Origin of the sequence: Bacillus sp. hwrm1, assembly GCF_040207805.1 — a bacterium.
GTDB classification, from domain to species: Bacteria; Bacillota; Bacilli; order Bacillales; family Bacillaceae; genus Bacillus; species Bacillus velezensis.
The window spans coordinates 85957-103384 of sequence record NZ_CP157943.1; the positions used below are offsets into that span (position 1 = coordinate 85957).

Sequence of the window (17428 nt, forward strand, 5' to 3'; positions counted from 1 at the left end):
AACATGTTGAGGTGGAAAAACGGATGAACAAGAATATCTCAGTTATTGGAATGCCGATGGATTTAGGACAAGCACGACGCGGAGTGGACATGGGCCCGAGCGCCATCCGCTACGCGCATCTCATTGAACGGTTATCTGACATGGGGTATGCGGTGGAAGACTTAGGCGACATCCCCGTCAATCGTGAAAAACTCAAAAATGATGAAGAGCTGAAAAATCTGAACTCCGTGCTTTCGGGGAACGAGCAGCTTGCCCAAAAGGTGGACAGCGTCATTGAGAATGAGCGGTTCCCTCTCGTCTTGGGCGGCGATCACAGCATCGCGATCGGAACGCTGACAGGAACGGCAAAGCACTATAAACAGCTCGGCGTCATCTGGTACGACGCGCACGGCGACTTAAACACGCTGGAAACATCGCCGTCAGGCAATATTCACGGAATGCCGCTGGCCGTCAGCCTCGGCGTCGGGCACGACACGCTGGTGAACCTGGGCGGGTATGCCCCGAAAATCAAGCCGGAGAACGTCGTCATCATCGGCGCGAGATCGCTTGATGAAGGTGAGCGTGAATACATTAAGGAAACAGGCATGAAGGTCTATACGATGCATGAGATTGACCGCCTCGGCATGACAAAGGTCATTGAAGAAACCATTGACTACTTGTCAGACTGTGACGGCGTTCATCTCAGCCTTGACCTCGACGGCCTTGATCCGAGCGACGCACCCGGCGTAGGCACACCTGTCGTCGGCGGCATCAGCTACCGTGAAAGCCATTTGGCAATGGAGATGCTGTATGATGCCGACATCATCACTTCAGCTGAATTTGTCGAAGTCAACCCGATCCTCGATCACAAAAACAAAACCGGCAAAACAGCGGTCGAGCTGGTGGAATCTTTGTTAGGAAAAAAACTGTTATAAAATATGCGCCTCCGCACCTGCGGAGGTTTTTTTGTTGCCACGAGGAAACTAGCGGGCTGCCACCCTCTTTTTGAACCTGTAAATATGATATATTTATTACACAAAATGGGAAAGGGAGGTGTCCTGACAGATGGCTGAAGTGATGGCCCACGAAACAGTTGCGAAAAAAATCAGTGACTGGTATGAGGAAATCAAAAAGCACAACACCGAATCGGCTGAGGAGTTAAGAGAACAACTGCTTACGGATCTGCAAAATATGACACAAAATCAAACGGTGCTCCTTTATTTTAATTTAATTGATTCCCGCTATAAGCTTTTGATGGAAGAGTATGAGAAAACAGACGGCATTTTAAAAACGATCCAGCTGAACGCCGATAAAGAAAAAACAGACCAGATGATTCAATACTATTATTATTTCTTTTCCGGAATGCACGAGTTTTACCGTAAACGGTTTATGAATGCCATTAATTTTTACCGGATTGCTGAAAGCAGGCTCCGGCACATACCGAATGAGATTGAAAGAGCCGAGTTTAATTATCAAGTGGCGATTGCCTACTATGAAATCCGCCAAAACTACTTTGCGATGAACCACGCGGAAAAAGCGTTGGAGATCTACAAAGCCAATGAAATGTACGCGGTCAGAGAAGCACAGTGTTTAATGGTGATCGGCTGTAACAGAATGGACTTGTTTCACTATCAGAAAGCCGAAGAGCTCCTGCAGACGGCGGTTCATCAAGCCGCCAAAGCGGGTGATCCGCATATTGAGGCGCTCGCCCACTTTAACGCAGGTATTTGCTATGAAAGACAGGAAAAGCTTGAGGAGGCGCGGATCGAGTTTGAAACGGCTCTCGATCAAAAGGAGCATTTGCAATCAGCGTATTCGGTGCGGAGTCTGTACATGCTGGCCAGAGTGTTATTGAAACAGGAACAGGCGGATGAGGGCCGGTTTTGGCTGCATAAAGCGCTGAATGCCGCTGAAGAAAAAAACGAGCCCGTATACACCCAAAAGCTGCGCATCTTACAGCATGTCTTTATTGACCGCAATGAAGAAGCGCTTGAATCAGCTTTCGCCGAGTTAAGAAGGAAAGAGCTGTGGAGTGACGTTTCCGACTTGTCGTATCAGGCCGCGGCGCATTTTAAAAAACAGGAGAATTACAAACCGGCGGCGAAGTATTTTCAAGAATCAATTAATGCCAATGACCAAATTTTGAGATTAACGGAGGGGATTCGTAATGAAAACATGTAAATTCATTGTACTCTCAGCAGCCTTGGCAAGTCTCATTTCGATTGGATTATTTGCGCAAACTGGTTCAACGGCACAAGCCGAACAAATCATAAAACCGGCGGAAAACGGAGCCTTCGGATAATACTGCATGATATCGCTTTCGTGTAAGGAGTGATTCAATGGCTATCACGCTGCAGCCGATGACAGGACAAGAGTTTCAGTCCTATCTCGCTCATTCAACCAAGCATTACGCTGAAGAAAAGGTAAAAGCGGGAACGTGGCTGCCTGACGAAGCGCCGGAATTAGCGGAGCTGGCGTTTGAAGACCTGCTTCCAGACGGCTTGGAGACAGCCGATCACTATTTATGGACGCTGACATTGGACGGAAAGGAAAATGCTGGCTGGTTGTGGCTGCACGCCGATCCGGACCACCCGCAGCAGGGCGCATTTATTTATGATTTCGGCCTTCATCCGCCTTTCCGCGGCAAAGGCTATGCAAAAGAGGCGCTCGCAAGGCTGGAGGACAAAGCCAAAGACCTGGGTGTCCGCAAGATTTCTCTCCATGTGTTCGCTCATAACGAAACGGCGCGGAAGCTGTATGAGAAGACGGGATTTCTGGAGACGGATGTCATCATGAGCAAAAAGCTGTCATGAAAAGAGGCCCGCACGATGGGCCTCTTTTGTTATTCATCTAACAATGTCATCATTTGTTCCGGATAACGCTCGCCGGCCGCCGTTCCGATCGGAAACATCTCATCCAACCGCGCCTTCACATCCTCCGGAAGCACAATGTCGAGAGCGGCGAGGTTCTCTTCCAAGTAGTGTTTCTTTTTTGTACCCGGAATCGGAATGAGGTCATCGCCGTTTGCGAGAACCCATGCGAGCGCAAGCTGAGGCGCGGTGATATTCATTTCCCGGGCAATGGCGGTAAGTTTTTGGACGAGCCCTATATTCACCGCCAAATTGTCTCCCTGGAATCTCGGCGTTCTTCTTCTGTAATCATCGGCATCCAGCTGCTCGGTCGACGTCATCTTTCCGGAAAGAAAACCTCTGCCGAGCGGACTGTAAGGCACAAATGAAATGCCGAGCTCACGGCAGGCGGGCAGCACATGCTCCTCTGCTTCCCTGCTCCATAAAGAATATTCCGATTGAAGCGCGGCAATCGGGTGAATGCGGACGGCGCGCCTGATCGTTTCTGCGGAAGCCTCTGACAATCCGATATATCTCACCTTTCCTTCGTCTATCAGCTCCTTCATGGCGCCGACGGTTTCTTCAATCGGCACCCGCGGATCAACCCGGTGCAGATAATAAAGGTCGATATAATCCGTCCCAAGGCGTTTCAGACTGGCGTCACACGCTTTTTTCACATAATCGGGCCGTCCGTTAATTTCGATAAACTCACCCTTTTCGCTTCGGACATAACCGAATTTCGTCGCGAGGTAAAGCTCCTTTCTGAATGGGGCGAGTGCTCTGCCGACAAGCTCTTCATTTGCACCCAATCCATATTGATCAGCCGTATCAAACAAATTCACGCCGAGATGAACGGCATGATGCAGGGTGGAAATCGACTTTTCCTCACTCTGGCTGCCATAGTATTCCGACATGCCCATGCACCCTAACCCCATTGCGGAAACCCGCATCGAACCGATCGTTCTGTCCTTCATATGTCCTCCCCCTTTCTTGTATGATAACCGGATTTCCTGATATTTGAAAATGATTTATGCATATGATTTACATATTGTTATAAAATTTTTAAAAATCTGTAAATTATCTATTTTTTTATCGCAATTCCGTCATATAATACAAATGTGGAAAAATTATACTCAAAGAAAAGAGGCGAAGTAATATGTGTAAAAAGCTGTTCAAAGCCGTCCTCCCGTTTGCCCTGTCATTCACCATGGTTCTGTCATTCTCCGGTATGAATGTAAAAGCGAAAGAAACAGAAACAGCCCGCTACGCAAAAGAAATCGCAGAGCTTCAGCAGGGCACGACTCCTCAAGACGTTCTCCAATCCGCCAAAGAGCTTGCCAAACAGAAGCACGTTTCAACAGAAGCAATTCTCAAGCAGTTTCATCAAGAAATCACGGCAGACAAGGTGCAGGGAAATGTAATCGCTTCCAAAGAAGGGCTCTCTGCGATGGGCGGATCGTCAGGAACCAAAAAACTTCCGAAAAGCACAAAAGGCAATATTTATTACACGAACTCATACACGGCTTATTACAACCACGGGCATGTCGGCATGTATTCATCCGCTGATAAAATTGTGGAATCCGTGCCGGGAGACGGTGTCCGCCAGATTGCTTATAACGGCAGAGAAGTCGAAGACAATTCAATCGTTCAGACCGTGAAAGTTACCGATGCCCAAAAACAAGCCGCCGCTGACTGGGCTGTATCAAGAGTCGGTGATGAGTACTCCTTCAACTTCGTCAATAACAGAAATACGGGCCATGAAGGCGCCAAAAACTGCTCAAAACTGCTGTGGTCGGCATTCCTCTTAAAAGCCGGGATTGATATCGACTCTAATGGCGGCTTAGGCGTATACCCGCGCGACATCACAAGCTCGTCCTACACGACCACGATTCTGACCATTCACTAAGGAGAACAACGTGAAAAAAATCATCTGGATACCCTTAGTGATCATCGCCGCCGCAGCGGTTTTATGCTTCTTCTATTTCCGCACGGAAGACCCTGCGGAGGTTGCGAGAGACACATTAAATGACCCTGATTTTCTGAAAGATAAAGAGGCGCTGCTGTACTTCTCCACGGCGGCTGACCAAGACACGTTCGGCGGCGGAAAAAGCTACGCCCTCTTCGCCGATGAAAAAGGACGGCTCTCTTCTTATCACATGAAGGGGCTTGAGCTCGGATCGGCCAAAGTGCATGACGGCAGCTTGCTGCTGGAGGACAAAAAAGGAATCTACACCGTTCAGGACGGCCTTCACACATATAAAAGAGCGTACCAGCATACGGGAGACAGCGCGGGATATATCGAGCGGGCGAAAGGCTTTTACACGCTGTATAATTCGGGCTACGACAAGAGCGGCGGCAGCTATCGCTCAGAGCTGTACCGCCAGATGGACGGCAGGTGGAAGCAAGACGTCATTCCGCACTATATCCGCGCTTCAGGCTTTTTTAAAGATCATCTTTTCGCACTCACGCCGACAGATGACGAAAAAGGCTATCACGTCCAAGACATTCAGGCTGATAAAGAGAAGCTCCATACAAAATCAATCGCGACGTGGACGTATAAAGAAGGCACGTCTGTCGAATCCCAGCTCGCCGCGGACGACAGCGCCGTCTGCTTTGTCACCAGAGGGGAAAAAGCAGATCACATCTATCAAATGGTGAAAGTCATGAAAAACAGCGGCGCCATCAAAACGTATGACATCGCCGCTTATAAAAATGACGAACAGACGATCTATGACTCCATGCCGTTCAGCTTCAAAAAAAGCTTTTTCATGGAGCGGCGCAGCTTCTATTTCGTTGACGGCTTCGGAACCGTCTACCGCATCAACCCTGAGACCGGAAAAAGCAAAAAAGCCTTCAAGCTCCCCGCATCACGAATGAAAGCCGACTTCAAGGAGCTGACCCATCAAAACGGAAAGCTGTATCTGTTCACGTACAGCTACAAAAAGCCCGCCAAAATCGAGTCCTTCGACCTGAAAACGGGCAAAAAGCTGAACGACCTGACCATCCCGAACCTGAAAGATATCGTGACGCCGAAAAGCCATCTCAAGCTGTATGATGTGCAGGTGATGGGTGGGTTTTGAAGAGTATAAACATTTCGGAAGAGCTTACCGCTTTCGGTAAGCTTTTTATAATGAAACGTTATCGCAAGAAAGAAGGTGTTCATTTGAAATCATTCAGTATCTTCTTATTGTTGTCCGTCATTTGTATAACCATTGTTTTTGTCATAATGAATATATTGATTGGATACCCTGATGTGAGCAACGGGGCATTGATTATGATTGTATATATCGTTGTGACCCTCTTAATCAGGCTATATAGCAAGAAAAAAGCCGACCGAACATAGAGATAGAGGAATTTGAACCGTAAAAGCAGAAGACAGTCAGATGAAGGAGGGAGCCGATGAAGAAAAAGCTTGCCGCGGTGACTGTCACCATTCTCCTGGTTTCCATAATAACCAACTCTTTTTTAAACGGCGGAAAGCCGGACTGGATCGATGTATGCTGTACGCTGCTGGCGTGTCTATTAGGAATTCTGTTCGTCCTTCGCTTAGAAAAAAGAGAAAACACGTAAAGAGCCGGATGCTGCAAACGCCGGCTCTTTTTGCGCGTGATTTGCCGAATTGTGGATAAAACTCAGCCCGAAGCACTACTAACATGTGTATAAATAGGTTATATTGAAAAGAGAACAATTGCCGCGTGCAAAAGAAAACCGGAGGACGTAACGATGAAAACCGCTTATTATTCTTGTGAAGAACATATCGAAACCGTGCTGGACATGTACATAGATGATCATGAGCTTCCGCCCGAAATCAGAAAAATCGAACATACTAACAGTTTATCCACAGCCTGTGAATTATGTGGGGACACTGCAACATATCTAGTAGGGAACGAATGATCCTACACAAAATACAGAAAAGATATCCACAATTGTGGACAATATATATGAATAACTTGTTTCTAAAGTGGGGATGACCTGTGAATATCAATATTGTGACAATCGGAAAACTAAAAGAAAAATACCTCAAGCAAGGCATTGAAGAATACAAAAAACGACTCTCAGCCTACGCAAAAATCGACATCATTGAACTCCCGGACGAAAAAGCGCCGGAAAACCTGAGCGACCAAGACATGAAAATCGTCAAAGACAAAGAAGGCGATCGCATCCTGGCCAAAATCAGCCCGGACACCCACGTCATCGCCCTTGCCATCGAAGGAAAAATGAAAACATCCGAAGAACTGGCCGATACAATAGATAAGCTGGCGACTTATGGAAAAAGCAAAATCACCTTCGTCATCGGCGGCTCACTCGGCCTAAGCGACGCCGTCATGAAACGGGCAGACGACAAACTGTCATTCTCGAAGATGACATTTCCCCATCAGTTGATGCGGCTGATTTTAGTGGAGCAGATTTATCGCGCGTTTCGGATTAATCGTGGGGAGCCTTATCATAAGTAGAGGGAAATATTGTTGTAGATAAGGTAATAACCCATTATTAGAAGAGGTACTAAAGTTTGTTTTCATTATCCGTTTCACGATACAATAAGTGAACAAGTATATTTTTTCAAAATGATTACAATTAGTAAAATCAAATTCAGGTTCAATATTGAACTTGAGTTTGATTTTTGTTTTAATGTGAATCTTATCAATTAACTACTGAGTAGCTGTTTTATAAAGGCGTCGGGAGCCCGCCAGCAAATGCTTTAGGTCGTTTAGTCAGTATTCCTTTGGATAACTACAGAACTTAAAAAATTTTATCCAAATTTCATAAGAACCAAACTTAGCTTTTATTTCGGCTAATTTACTCCCATAGATGTTGAACTTCGTAGAATTAATATGTGATCAACATTTCAATACCAATGGATACTCATTGTATGAGAAAGATATTTTAAACATAGCTTTAAATTCAGGATTATGTAAAGGGTGATTAATATTGAAGAAATTCAAACATAGAATTAAAGGAATTAAGCACTCTTTAATAAGAGGAAAAAATTATTTAGATTTAAAGATAAGATTTGTATTATATAATTGGATGATGTTTATATTCAAAATACTAGAAAATATCATCTTAATAACATATGTTGGATTAGTCCTCCAATTAACAAAAATTATAAACTTTGATTTTCTACAGAAAATATTGTCTTACATACCTGTAACTAATTCTGAAATAAATACCAGACTTGTAATAGCCCAAATAAGTATAACTTTTTTAATTCTTTCGCTGTTTTCTCTTATCTCAAATATAAAGAAAGAAAAGATGTTGGGAACTTCAATTTATAGCGTAGCTTTTTCAAATTCGATACTAAGCAATATTCTATTATTAACACCATTCATATTTGTTCTTTTATTTATAAATTTATACCTGATGATGACTAAGCCTGATTCAGAGAGTATTGTCTTCTTATTTCTATCTTCAATGATAGCAATAACAATTTTAATTCTAAAAGTTATTACTTATACTAATTTTCCACAGTTAACGAGAAACAAGATTATCGCACTATATTACTTGGAAAATAGAAAAATTATAAAAAAGTATGCAAAGAAATCTTTTGACCCAACTTATGAACTGTCTAACAATCTATTTGAATTAGTTAACGATACAGTAGAAAGAATCTGGCGTGATGATATAGAATATAAAATGAATTTAAAGGTTTTTGAAAAGATAACAGATCTTTCATTGAAGAATTACGGAAAAGAAATACAGGAAAATCATACGGAGATGATGAACAAATCCGATATCATCTCTTTGTGGTCTAATTGTATTAGTGAATTAGTAAAGAAAAACAAAAAAATTTGAAGCTCTGTATCAATATAACAGGATGTTAAGTGTTTTTATTAAAAATGAAACAGTGATTTTTTCATATGAAATTGGAAATCATTTTAAGGAAATTATAGATCTCATAACAATTTCTAAAGATGAAATAACTTCAACACAATACATAGAAATAAAGAGAGCTATGAAATTAAGTATGGAGTATTGTTTTCTTCTTTTAAATAACGATCTATCTTACACACGACTTGGAAAATTGAGGGGTGAATTATTGAGTGTTAGGGGAATTTACGGGAGATTCTTTGTAGATTACTATAAGATCCTAAATAAGAAGAGCGATTTGTCTTCTAGTAAGCATTACTATTCCAATAATATAACTGAGTACTTTGAAGATATAAGGATGATGTTAATCGATCTTCATTCTTCTCACCATTACTTTATTCCTCAAAAAATAAATCCACAATGGAATAGAGTAGCGGGGGATATCAGGGACCAGTACGATGGTGAATTATCAATGTCGGGAATTCCTTTAAGTGCACTACTAATAGAATTGATAAAGGAAGAAAAAAAAGAAAGGTTAATGTATTTCTTAATTGATTTTAACAACAAATCTATTTACTTTGCGTGTCTTATTGTTGCAGGAAAATTAACTGATTTGTTAAAGAGAACTAAAGATATAGATGAATTGCTAAAAGTAAAATACTACTTAAAACTCTTATTAGCTAAGTTGCTTGAATGGAACTATAATAATCTAAAGTTTAATGTTCATATAATGAAAGAAACCCTTTTAGGAATAGGTACTTTCCCCTATTCTGACATATGGTTATTTGAAGAGCAGTTTGAATATATAAAAAGAGTTAAAAATGCTGTTGAAATGAAAAGGCATAATGTTGATACCCCTATAATGCAAATAAAAGATTCAGCTATAAGGGAGCTTTTTATTTTGATGAAGGACATAAATGTATCTACCTTAAATAAAGAATTAAGAGAACAGCAGTTAGAAATTACTAAGGAAAAGGGAATACTGAATAGATTGAGATAAAATATTTGATTGCGGATTTAAAGAATATACTTAGTAGTAGTTAGGGTTTCACAGATGCCCAAATTATCAGTAAAAGAAAGTCAAGATGGTGGATGGGGATTAACTCAAGGATTCAAAAAGGGGAGAACTTATCGTGAACTAATAAAACCTCATTTAGATACATTCCTGTGAATCGTATCATAAATAAATGCCTGCCTAAAATTAAAATCGAATAAATATATATAGAGCGTCTAGAATAGACTTTTTATATATTTAAATCTGGTTTCTGCTTATACAATTCATTAAGATATGGATTTATTTTCTACACATGGTAAAAGAAGCAACCTACTGTTGCTTCTCTTTCACCATCTTTATAAAGAGAAAGAAGACAATGAATACGATAAAATAATTCAATGGATTCTTAACGATGTTTATCTCCAGAGAAATCTGTAAGAGTATCCAGAGAATGAAGATGGCTAGTATTGAAGGAATGATGATTTTGTACATGTCGACCACCTTCCATAGTTAGTAAAAGAAAGGGGCGCGGGCCCCTTTTTCTTTATGGTTAAAAGCAAGATGCGGCAGCTCCTGTCATTGCACCGCCAACAGCGCCGGTAATTGCTCCAACGGCTCCCGCTCCTACTGTTCCGATGCCGGGTATTGTGACTGTTCCTACAGCAGCTCCTGCGAGACCCAGTGTGCCGCCGCCAGTTACCGCACCACCGCCAGTACCTAAAATACATTTCCCGACTGATTGGGTGCTGATTGAACCGCTCGTTTTTCCAGAGTCGTTGTTTACGACTTTGACTAAAACGCCATTTTTGGTTTTTTCATATTTCAGTGTAACGGGGTCACCATTTTTGTCAGTAGAGCTTTTCGGAAGAGCCTGCTCCTCGCCCGTTATGTTGTCTTTTAGGGTTGCCTTGCCTTTAGCGTCAATATGAACATCTGCATGATTGAACGTCATCTTCAGCTCACTGTCGTTGAGGTTTTCAACTTTGTATGTAGCTTGGGATTCTGCGGCATCCGCAGCATGGGGTAAAACCGGGAGGGCAAAGGCACCTGCTAGGAATACCAAGGCTGCCAGTTTCACTGCGGTTAGCTTCATTTTGCTTTGCATAATTGATCCTCCTCCTTTGGTTGCCATACTAACAAAGGCACTCTGGTTGTTAAACCCTTACCAGATAAAATGATAAAAAATTCACCCAATTTCATTACATTAACCAACAAGGTTTGTATGTTTCCCTTCGAAAGTCATAGGGGAGCAGGGTTCATATCTGATGCGAAGTTATCAAGGAGGGCAGAAACCAGACCTTTTACTACTCTTTCCCCAACCCCAAAAAGAAGCTGTCATTCAAGAATTCCCCCTTGAATCACAGCTTCTTCCGCATTTCCCATATGTCAGTATAAATCCCTTTGCGTCACGGAAACCTAGTGGAAAAGGTTTCTGAAAGGAGGGGGCGTATGATGAAGAGTAAAAAAATTCAAAACAAAACATCTTTGGTTTGGAAGATGGCGATTGCATCTGCTGTTTCGTGGGAAGCGGCAAAACTGGTCGGCTCTGATCACCCCTATTTAGCGCCTCTTTCTGTTATTTTATGTTTGCAGCCAACGATAGATCAGTCAATTCGCTTTTCTTTTCATCGTATTGCGGGAACTGCGATTGGGATCATGCTAACGTCCTATCTTGTCAGTCACTTGCCAATGAATGGCTGGATGCTGGGGCTGTTCCTATTAGGCGGAACCTACATTGCGAAGTGGTTGCGAATAGATGTAACGGTTTTACATCAGGTAGCGCTCACCATTTTATTGGTATTTACCTTTGAACGAAACTCTAAAGATTATGCATTCGACCGAATCATCGATACGGTGATCGGCGTCATCATTGCCATTCTGGTTCACATGTTCCTTTTTCCGCCGGACTACACAAAAAAGGCAGCGGACTCTTTTCAAACATTGGCTCGTCAGCTTTCCGGCACACTTTCAGACCTTTCCAAATGGGTGCAATCAGAGTGGGGGCAAGGAAAAGGGAACCTTATGGCGTATAGAATGAACAATCTTCTGCAAGAGCTGCATATGACAAAAGAGATGCTGCAAACAGCCTCTGACAGTTTAAAATTCAACCCCGTCAGAAAAAAACATAAAATCATCATTTCAAGCTATCAAATAGAGATGCAAAAGTTGAACGCCGGATTTGAGTATCTATCAAATATAGTGAAAACGTTAAAAGAATGGGAAAAAGAAGGAGCTTTATCTTCAAGTGACAAAAGGGAGCTGGGGAATGATTTACAAGTGTTAAGTGAATACTTTGCGGGCTTTAAAGGCATACAGCAGGGTGAAACAGACAATTGGAAACAGAGGGAACAGGACATGTTATTGGAATCTCTCCGTTCCGACATGCTGTCGCACCCGCCGCCCGGTCATAAGGTCTATAAAGACTCTTTTTTTTTAGAAACGAAGAAATTGCTGAAGCGTTTGTAATGTTTTCTGGAATTAAAGAATACGGATATACAGATGCAGATATGATCAGGTAAAACGGGGGACATGAAATGGATGATATACACCGGATTTTGGATGTCATCGCCACTTCTAAAAAAGCTAAGGTACTGGCTACCATTATTAAAACAGAGGGGTCCGCTTATAAGAAAGAAGGGGCTTCGATGTTGATTTTAGGGGATAAAACAAGAGTCGGAATGTTATCCGCCGGCTGTCTGGAAGAAGACCTCGTTGAACGGTCGGAACAGGTCTGGGCTGCAGGAGAGCCGGTGATTGTCCGCTTTGATATGAGTGCGGAGGACGATTTATCCTGGGGACAGGGCATTGGCTGTAATGGTGTTTTGACGGTTTTACTTGAGCCTGTAAAAGGGGAATTGGAACGAAATCTGATGACAGTCAAGACATGCTTAGATGAAAAAAAGTCTGTGACCCGAATGAAACGATTCACTAAAACGTTAGAGCCGAAGGAAGATCTGTACATAGTGGAAGACGGCAGAGTGTTTGGAACCGGGGATGTTAGGGAACAAGGCCGTATTCAAAAACTGAGACAGACGGAAAAGGGAATCAAGAGGGATGAACATACCTCTGATTTATTTTTTATCCATCAGATGGTGCCAAAACCTTGTTTATATGTCTTCGGAGCAGGGGAAGATGCGAAGCCGTTAGTTTCTTTGGCAGCTGGCACTGGCTTTCATGTGACGGTGATTGACTGGCGTCCCGCTTTATGTCATCACGCCCATTTTCCTGAAGCCGGCCATTTGATAACAGGAGCACCGGAAGAAGTCATGGAAGGTCTGAGCATGACAAAAAGGGATTTTGTTGTCATTATGACGCACAGCTTTCAAAAAGATCAGATCATTTTACATACATTAAAAAACGAGAATGTGTTTTATAAAGGTGTATTAGGCCCCAGAAGGCGCACTGAACGGCTATTAGGCGGAGCTGAGATTCCGGAAGATATTCATTCCCCTATCGGACTTCCCATCGGGGCACAAGGCCCTGAGGAAATTGCTGTAAGTATTGTCGGCGAGATGATTAAAAAAATGCGAAAACAAAGGTCTCTCTTATGAAAACAGCAGCCATTTACCTGGCAGCCGGTACAAGCAGACGCATGGGGACGGATAAGCGAAGTTTAGTTCTCAATGGAGTTTCCCTTGGAAGTATGGCTCTTAAAAATGCCTTGTTATCTGAATTAGATCATATTTTCGTTATTACGGGAAAGGGAGATCCACTGCATTGGCTTTCGGATTTTTTCTTTTTAGATCCCATATCAAATAAGTGGAGTCAGGCAGAATGTGAGCAAGCGGATAAGGGCCAAGGCCATTCTATACAATGCGGTTTACAAAAAGCGGCAGAGTACGAGGCTGACGCCGTTATCATTCTCCTTGCAGATCAGCCGTTTGTCACCGCAGATATCATCAATACGTTAATTGATTCCTATCACAAGGAGCGCCGCTATTCATTTATCGCCGCTGAAAATCAACATCTTCCTATGCCCCCCATTTTATTCTCAAATCAATGTTTTCCAGTATTGCATCAGTTAAAGGGAGATCAGGGCGCCCGGCATGTCATCCGTGAAAGTATGATCAATACGGGAAAAATGATCAGCTTTCAAGACCCTTTGCTTTTTTATGACGTCGATACAGTTGAAGATTATACGCTGCTGCTGAATAAATTCGGGGAGTGAATGAGTTGGAGTATATCGGGAAGAGTGTCATTCGAAAAGAGGCCCTTGAAAAAGTGACGGGTAAAGCGAAATATACGGATGATTTTCAAGAAACAGGCACATTACACGCAAAAATGCTGGTAAGTCCATATGCGCATGCCGATATTGTGTCTATGGACTTTTCAGAAGCTTGGAAGATTCCCGGCGTGAGAGCGATATTGGGTGATGAACCTTTTCCGCTTGCAGGTGAGGAAATTAAAGACAGATCGCCGATTGCTTATAAAAGGGTCAGATACCATGGTGAGCCGGTTGCTGTTGTTGTTGCGGAAAATCCGATTACAGCTAAAAAGGCAGCGGATGCCATCAAAGTATCCTATAAACCTCTTCCCGTCGTCAATTCCCCCCGTGAGGCCTTTCAAAAGGATGCGCCGCTCGTCCATGAACATGCGGACCGCTATGAGAAGACAAAAGGTGTATTCCCGGTTCCGAAGACAAATATCGCAAACGTGGATAAGGTTAGAAAAGGAAATATTGAAGACGGGTTTAGGGAAAGTGATGTGACAGCAGAATTCCAGATTTCCTTTAACCCTTCTGATCACGCTGCGATGGAAACAAGATGCTCGATTGTTGAAATTCGGGCGGATGAGGAGATTATCATTACCACATCCTCTCAAGCTCCTTTTGCCATTAAAAAATTAATGCAGTGGTATTTTGGAATCGAACCCGGAAAGGTGATCGTCAAAACGCCTTTAGTAGGAGGAGCGTACGGGGGAAAAGCAGCCGTTCAGTTAGAGGTGATTGCCTATTTGGCATCAAAAGCGGTTGGAGGCCGGCCCGTCAAATTGTTTAATACGAGAGAAGAGGATCTGATCACATCTCCCGTTCATATCGGGTTGGATGCCATTGTCAAATTAGGGGCCACAAAGGATGGAATCTTAAAGGCGGCGGATATTCAGCTTTTATTTGATGGCGGAGCGTATTCTGATAAAGGAGTGGACATCAGCCGGGCTGCGGTGGTTGATTGTACGGGTCCGTACGCGATCGATCATATACGGTGTGATTCATATTGTATGTATACGAATCATCCATATCCAAGTGCATTCAGGGGCTACAGCCATGCTGAAGTGTTATTTGCCTTTGAGCGGACGATGGATGTATTGGCGGAAAAGCTGAACATGGACCCATTAGAACTCCGCTATAAAAATGCCATTCGCCCCGGTGACACCACACCGACTCAAGTTCTTCTCAATTCAAGCACGGTCGGAAATGTGCCGAAATGCATTGAGAGATTGAAGGAATTAATGAATTGGTCCGAGGGACAGCGAATTGAAATCGATGGCCGGAAGATACGGGCGAAGGGAATCAGCTGCATTTGGAAAACCTCAACATTTGATACAAATGCAACGTCCGGGGTGATTCTAACCTTTAATCCCGATGGAAGCATTAATTTGATGTCAGGGGTAGTGGAAATTGGAACAGGGACAAAAACAGTGCTAGCCCAAATCCTGGCGGAACGAATGAAAATAGATATAAGCAAAATTCATGTAAAAATGCTTATAGATACACAAACAACACCCGAGCATTGGAAAACCGTAGGGAGCAGAGGGACGTTAATGGCCGGAAATGCCGTACTGAATGCAGCGGAGGAAGCCATTCGAAAGCTTAAGGACGTGGCATCATGTGTGTTGCGGGTTCCTGTCGAGGAATTGGAAGTGGCCGACGGAAAGGTTTATTTTATAGATCATCCTTCTGTACATGTTGAAATAAAAGACATTGCTTACGGATATACGTTTCCAAATGGAAATACCATTGGCGGCCAAATCATTGCGAGCGGCAATTACACATTAACCCGGATGACGAATTTAGACCGGGAAACGGGAAGAGGAAAGCCGGGACCCGAGTGGGCTGTCGGTGCTCAGGGAATTGAAGTTGAGTTGGATAAACGGGATTATACGTATCGAATTACAAAAGCCTATTCTGTTGTGGATATAGGAACTGTACTGAATGAAAAAGCTGCTAGGGGTCAAGTGATGGGGGGGATGAGTATGGGAATCGCATTTGGAGGAAGAGAAACCTTTGTATTTGATCCATATGGAAGAGTATTAAATCCTCAGCTTAGAACATATCGCCCCCTTCACTATGGAGAGCAGCCTGAATATATCATTGAATTTGTTGAAACCCCGCATGTGATTGCGCCTTATGGAGCGCGCGGCGGCGGGGAACACGGACTGTTGGGGATGCCGGCAGCATTGGGAAATTGCCTGTCCGCCGCTTTAGGTGTCCAATTGAATCAACTTCCTCTCATTCCCGAACAATTATGGAGAACGCAAGAGGGGTGGAAAGATGATACCGTTTGATTTCGACTATTTTAAACCGAAGACCATTCAACAAACAATCAATCTATTTCACTCGCTTGCGGCCGAAAAGAAAACACCAATGTATTATTCCGGCGGCACGGAAATTATCACGTTAGGAAGGCTGAATATCATCTATACGGATGCGGTGATAGATATGAACGCGCTTCCGGAATTTCAAACCATCCGCTTTTATGAAAATGATCTGGTGATCGGAGCGGGCGTGTCATTAACGAAACTGGAGGAAGAAAATCCATTTCCGCTATTAAGTAAAACAGTCAGTGAAATAGCCGATCGGACGACTCGAAATAAGATCAGCCTGGGCGGAAACATTTGCGGGGGCATCTATTACCGTGAGGCCGTGCTGCCGTTGTTGATTTCTGATAGTTTGATAGGGATTGCAGGGAGAGCGGGGATTCATTACCGTCCCATAAATAAAGTATTTAACAAGGAAATACAGTTGCAAAAAGGTGATTTTTTATTTCATGTCGTTGTCGATCGAGCGTACGTTGACCTGCCATTTGTCAGTATCAAAAGAAGACAGCAGTGGAATGTCGGGTATCCATTGGTGACAGTCTGTGCGCTGAAAAAAGATGATGAGATCAGAATGGCCTTCAGCGGCGTATGTCCATTTCCGTTTCGTTCTGCTGAAATGGAGGCTGTGCTTAACGATAAAAGTTATTCATTAGAAGATAGGGTGCGCAGGTCTTTACAGTATGTACCCAAACCCGTTCTTGATGACGCAGAAGGCTCAAGTGAATACCGAATATTTGTCTTGCAAAATACAATTTTAGATGCCCTACGGGAATTAGAAGGAGGTCCAAATGTCTGATCCTATTACGTTGAAAGTAAATGGCGAGGAAAGACAGATTACGGTCAGGCCGGCTGATACTTTGTTATTTGCTCTTCGTCTTCGTCTCGGATTAACTGGTGCAAAACCGGGCTGCTTAAATGGGGATTGCGGCGCCTGTACGGTATTAACGGACGGGGTGCCGATGAAATCTTGCTTAATGCTTGCGGCAGAAGGGGAAGGAAAGGACATTACGACAATTGAAGGACTGATCAATACGCCGATTCAAAAGGCTTTTATTGAAAAATTCGCGTTTCAATGCGGTTATTGCACACCGGGTTTTCTCATGAATTGTCATGCTTTAGTGAATACTGAGCCGAATGCAAGTGATGACACGATAAAAAATTGGCTGGAGTCCAATATTTGCAGATGTACGGGTTATAGGGAGATTGAAGAAGCGGTTAAATCCGTTTTACATACAGGGAAACCGTAAAAAAAGAGCCCAGA

General features: G+C 43.3%; 20 protein-coding genes. 17 read left to right on the plus strand and 3 right to left on the minus strand.

Annotation, left to right across the window (positions count from 1 at the left end):
- Nucleotides 1-23 precede the first annotated feature (23 nt).
- The 4 genes from rocF to ABK447_RS00475 all read left to right on the plus strand — a co-directional run bounded on the left by rocF (nucleotide 24) and on the right by ABK447_RS00475 (nucleotide 2792).
- A complete protein-coding gene (gene rocF, locus ABK447_RS00460; RefSeq protein ID WP_007407883.1) occupies nucleotides 24-914 on the plus strand; it encodes an arginase in 891 nt (296 codons plus the stop codon).
- A gap of 130 nt (nucleotides 915-1044) precedes the next feature.
- Nucleotides 1045-2160: an aspartate phosphatase gene (locus tag ABK447_RS00465; RefSeq protein WP_203249423.1), complete on the plus strand. Its 1116-nt coding sequence runs from the start codon at nucleotides 1045-1047 to the stop codon at nucleotides 2158-2160.
- On the plus strand, nucleotides 2147-2281 hold the full coding sequence (locus ABK447_RS00470; RefSeq protein ID WP_007407881.1) for a hypothetical protein: 135 nt from the start codon (nucleotides 2147-2149) through the stop codon (nucleotides 2279-2281). Before ABK447_RS00465 ends, ABK447_RS00470 begins: the two co-directional genes overlap by 14 nt.
- Nucleotides 2282-2318: 37 nt before the next feature.
- Nucleotides 2319-2792 carry a GNAT family N-acetyltransferase gene (locus ABK447_RS00475; protein ID WP_033574290.1) on the plus strand — a complete coding sequence of 158 codons (474 nt, stop codon included), beginning with the start codon at nucleotides 2319-2321 and terminating at the stop codon, nucleotides 2790-2792.
- Nucleotides 2793-2821: 29 nt separating this feature from the next.
- Here ABK447_RS00475 and ABK447_RS00480 read toward each other — a convergent pair whose 3' ends face one another.
- A complete protein-coding gene (locus tag ABK447_RS00480; RefSeq protein ID WP_033574291.1) occupies nucleotides 2822-3802 on the minus strand; it encodes an aldo/keto reductase in 981 nt (326 codons plus the stop codon).
- A 182-nt stretch (nucleotides 3803-3984) separates the two neighbouring features.
- Here ABK447_RS00480 and ABK447_RS00485 point away from each other — a divergent pair, with 182 nt between their 5' ends.
- The 7 genes from ABK447_RS00485 to ABK447_RS00515 all read left to right on the plus strand — a co-directional run bounded on the left by ABK447_RS00485 (nucleotide 3985) and on the right by ABK447_RS00515 (nucleotide 9636).
- Nucleotides 3985-4734, plus strand: coding sequence for a YiiX/YebB-like N1pC/P60 family cysteine hydrolase (locus ABK447_RS00485; protein WP_007407878.1), 750 nt, complete (start codon nucleotides 3985-3987; stop codon nucleotides 4732-4734).
- A 10-nt stretch (nucleotides 4735-4744) separates the two neighbouring features.
- The gene (locus tag ABK447_RS00490; RefSeq protein WP_033574292.1) at nucleotides 4745-5908 is read left to right on the plus strand and encodes a hypothetical protein; all 1164 of its coding nucleotides are present in this window, start codon (nucleotides 4745-4747) and stop codon (nucleotides 5906-5908) included.
- Nucleotides 5909-6227: 319 nt separating this feature from the next.
- Entirely contained in the window at nucleotides 6228-6398 is a 171-nt protein-coding gene (locus ABK447_RS00495) for a hypothetical protein (protein WP_168796716.1), read from the plus strand.
- A 153-nt stretch (nucleotides 6399-6551) separates the two neighbouring features.
- Nucleotides 6552-6722: a CxxH/CxxC protein gene (locus tag ABK447_RS00500; protein ID WP_004393147.1), complete on the plus strand. Its 171-nt coding sequence runs from the start codon at nucleotides 6552-6554 to the stop codon at nucleotides 6720-6722.
- An 80-nt stretch (nucleotides 6723-6802) separates the two neighbouring features.
- Complete coding sequence (rlmH, locus tag ABK447_RS00505) at nucleotides 6803-7282, plus strand: 23S rRNA (pseudouridine(1915)-N(3))-methyltransferase RlmH (RefSeq protein ID WP_033574293.1); 480 nt, start codon at nucleotides 6803-6805, stop codon at nucleotides 7280-7282.
- 475 nt (nucleotides 7283-7757) lie between these two features.
- Nucleotides 7758-8621 carry a hypothetical protein gene (locus tag ABK447_RS00510; RefSeq protein ID WP_349909225.1) on the plus strand — a complete coding sequence of 288 codons (864 nt, stop codon included), beginning with the start codon at nucleotides 7758-7760 and terminating at the stop codon, nucleotides 8619-8621.
- Nucleotides 8622-8673: 52 nt separating this feature from the next.
- Nucleotides 8674-9636, plus strand: a complete 963-nt coding sequence (locus ABK447_RS00515) for a hypothetical protein (RefSeq protein ID WP_349909228.1) — start codon at nucleotides 8674-8676, stop codon at nucleotides 9634-9636.
- Nucleotides 9637-9960: 324 nt separating this feature from the next.
- Here the strand turns inward: ABK447_RS00515 and ABK447_RS00520 are convergent, their stop codons facing one another.
- Complete coding sequence (locus ABK447_RS00520) at nucleotides 9961-10122, minus strand: hypothetical protein (protein WP_017418518.1); 162 nt, start codon at nucleotides 10120-10122, stop codon at nucleotides 9961-9963.
- Between the two features lie 58 nt (nucleotides 10123-10180).
- The gene (locus ABK447_RS00525; RefSeq protein WP_234631090.1) at nucleotides 10181-10735 is read right to left on the minus strand and encodes a Pathogenicity island protein; all 555 of its coding nucleotides are present in this window, start codon (nucleotides 10733-10735) and stop codon (nucleotides 10181-10183) included.
- A 344-nt stretch (nucleotides 10736-11079) separates the two neighbouring features.
- Here ABK447_RS00525 and ABK447_RS00530 point away from each other — a divergent pair, with 344 nt between their 5' ends.
- The 6 genes from ABK447_RS00530 (at nucleotide 11080) to ABK447_RS00555 (ending at nucleotide 17414) form a co-directional block, all read left to right on the plus strand.
- Entirely contained in the window at nucleotides 11080-12096 is a 1017-nt protein-coding gene (locus tag ABK447_RS00530) for an aromatic acid exporter family protein (RefSeq protein WP_033574295.1), read from the plus strand.
- 68 nt (nucleotides 12097-12164) lie between these two features.
- A complete protein-coding gene (locus tag ABK447_RS00535; protein ID WP_033574296.1) occupies nucleotides 12165-13181 on the plus strand; it encodes an XdhC family protein in 1017 nt (338 codons plus the stop codon).
- Nucleotides 13178-13798 carry an NTP transferase domain-containing protein gene (locus ABK447_RS00540; protein ID WP_033574297.1) on the plus strand — a complete coding sequence of 207 codons (621 nt, stop codon included), beginning with the start codon at nucleotides 13178-13180 and terminating at the stop codon, nucleotides 13796-13798. Before ABK447_RS00535 ends, ABK447_RS00540 begins: the two co-directional genes overlap by 4 nt.
- A gap of 5 nt (nucleotides 13799-13803) precedes the next feature.
- Nucleotides 13804-16134, plus strand: coding sequence for a xanthine dehydrogenase family protein molybdopterin-binding subunit (locus ABK447_RS00545; RefSeq protein ID WP_033574298.1), 2331 nt, complete (start codon nucleotides 13804-13806; stop codon nucleotides 16132-16134).
- Nucleotides 16121-16963 carry a xanthine dehydrogenase family protein subunit M gene (locus ABK447_RS00550; protein WP_033574299.1) on the plus strand — a complete coding sequence of 281 codons (843 nt, stop codon included), beginning with the start codon at nucleotides 16121-16123 and terminating at the stop codon, nucleotides 16961-16963. Before ABK447_RS00545 ends, ABK447_RS00550 begins: the two co-directional genes overlap by 14 nt.
- Nucleotides 16956-17414 carry a (2Fe-2S)-binding protein gene (locus ABK447_RS00555; RefSeq protein ID WP_015418586.1) on the plus strand — a complete coding sequence of 153 codons (459 nt, stop codon included), beginning with the start codon at nucleotides 16956-16958 and terminating at the stop codon, nucleotides 17412-17414. The genes ABK447_RS00550 and ABK447_RS00555 overlap by 8 nt, the downstream gene beginning before the upstream one ends.
- The last annotated feature ends 14 nt before the right edge of the window (nucleotides 17415-17428 follow it).

What these genes read in the sequence shown, in the direction of transcription:
- rocF (WP_007407883.1), top strand. Translation starts at nt 24, where the DNA reads ATGAACAAGAATATCTCAGTTATTGGAATGCCGATGGATTTAGGACAA.
- ABK447_RS00465 (WP_203249423.1), top strand. Translation starts at nt 1,045, where the DNA reads ATGGCTGAAGTGATGGCCCACGAAACAGTTGCGAAAAAAATCAGTGAC.
- ABK447_RS00485 (WP_007407878.1), top strand. Translation starts at nt 3,985, where the DNA reads ATGTGTAAAAAGCTGTTCAAAGCCGTCCTCCCGTTTGCCCTGTCATTC.
- ABK447_RS00475 (WP_033574290.1), top strand. Translation starts at nt 2,319, where the DNA reads ATGGCTATCACGCTGCAGCCGATGACAGGACAAGAGTTTCAGTCCTAT.
- ABK447_RS00530 (WP_033574295.1), top strand. Translation starts at nt 11,080, where the DNA reads ATGATGAAGAGTAAAAAAATTCAAAACAAAACATCTTTGGTTTGGAAG.
- ABK447_RS00555 (WP_015418586.1), top strand. Translation starts at nt 16,956, where the DNA reads ATGTCTGATCCTATTACGTTGAAAGTAAATGGCGAGGAAAGACAGATT.
- ABK447_RS00495 (WP_168796716.1), top strand. Translation starts at nt 6,228, where the DNA reads ATGAAGAAAAAGCTTGCCGCGGTGACTGTCACCATTCTCCTGGTTTCC.
- ABK447_RS00480 (WP_033574291.1), bottom strand. Translation starts at nt 3,802, where the DNA reads ATGAAGGACAGAACGATCGGTTCGATGCGGGTTTCCGCAATGGGGTTA.
- ABK447_RS00470 (WP_007407881.1), top strand. Translation starts at nt 2,147, where the DNA reads ATGAAAACATGTAAATTCATTGTACTCTCAGCAGCCTTGGCAAGTCTC.
- ABK447_RS00550 (WP_033574299.1), top strand. Translation starts at nt 16,121, where the DNA reads ATGATACCGTTTGATTTCGACTATTTTAAACCGAAGACCATTCAACAA.
- ABK447_RS00540 (WP_033574297.1), top strand. Translation starts at nt 13,178, where the DNA reads ATGAAAACAGCAGCCATTTACCTGGCAGCCGGTACAAGCAGACGCATG.
- ABK447_RS00535 (WP_033574296.1), top strand. Translation starts at nt 12,165, where the DNA reads ATGGATGATATACACCGGATTTTGGATGTCATCGCCACTTCTAAAAAA.
- ABK447_RS00500 (WP_004393147.1), top strand. Translation starts at nt 6,552, where the DNA reads ATGAAAACCGCTTATTATTCTTGTGAAGAACATATCGAAACCGTGCTG.
- ABK447_RS00525 (WP_234631090.1), bottom strand. Translation starts at nt 10,735, where the DNA reads ATGCAAAGCAAAATGAAGCTAACCGCAGTGAAACTGGCAGCCTTGGTA.
- ABK447_RS00520 (WP_017418518.1), bottom strand. Translation starts at nt 10,122, where the DNA reads ATGTACAAAATCATCATTCCTTCAATACTAGCCATCTTCATTCTCTGG.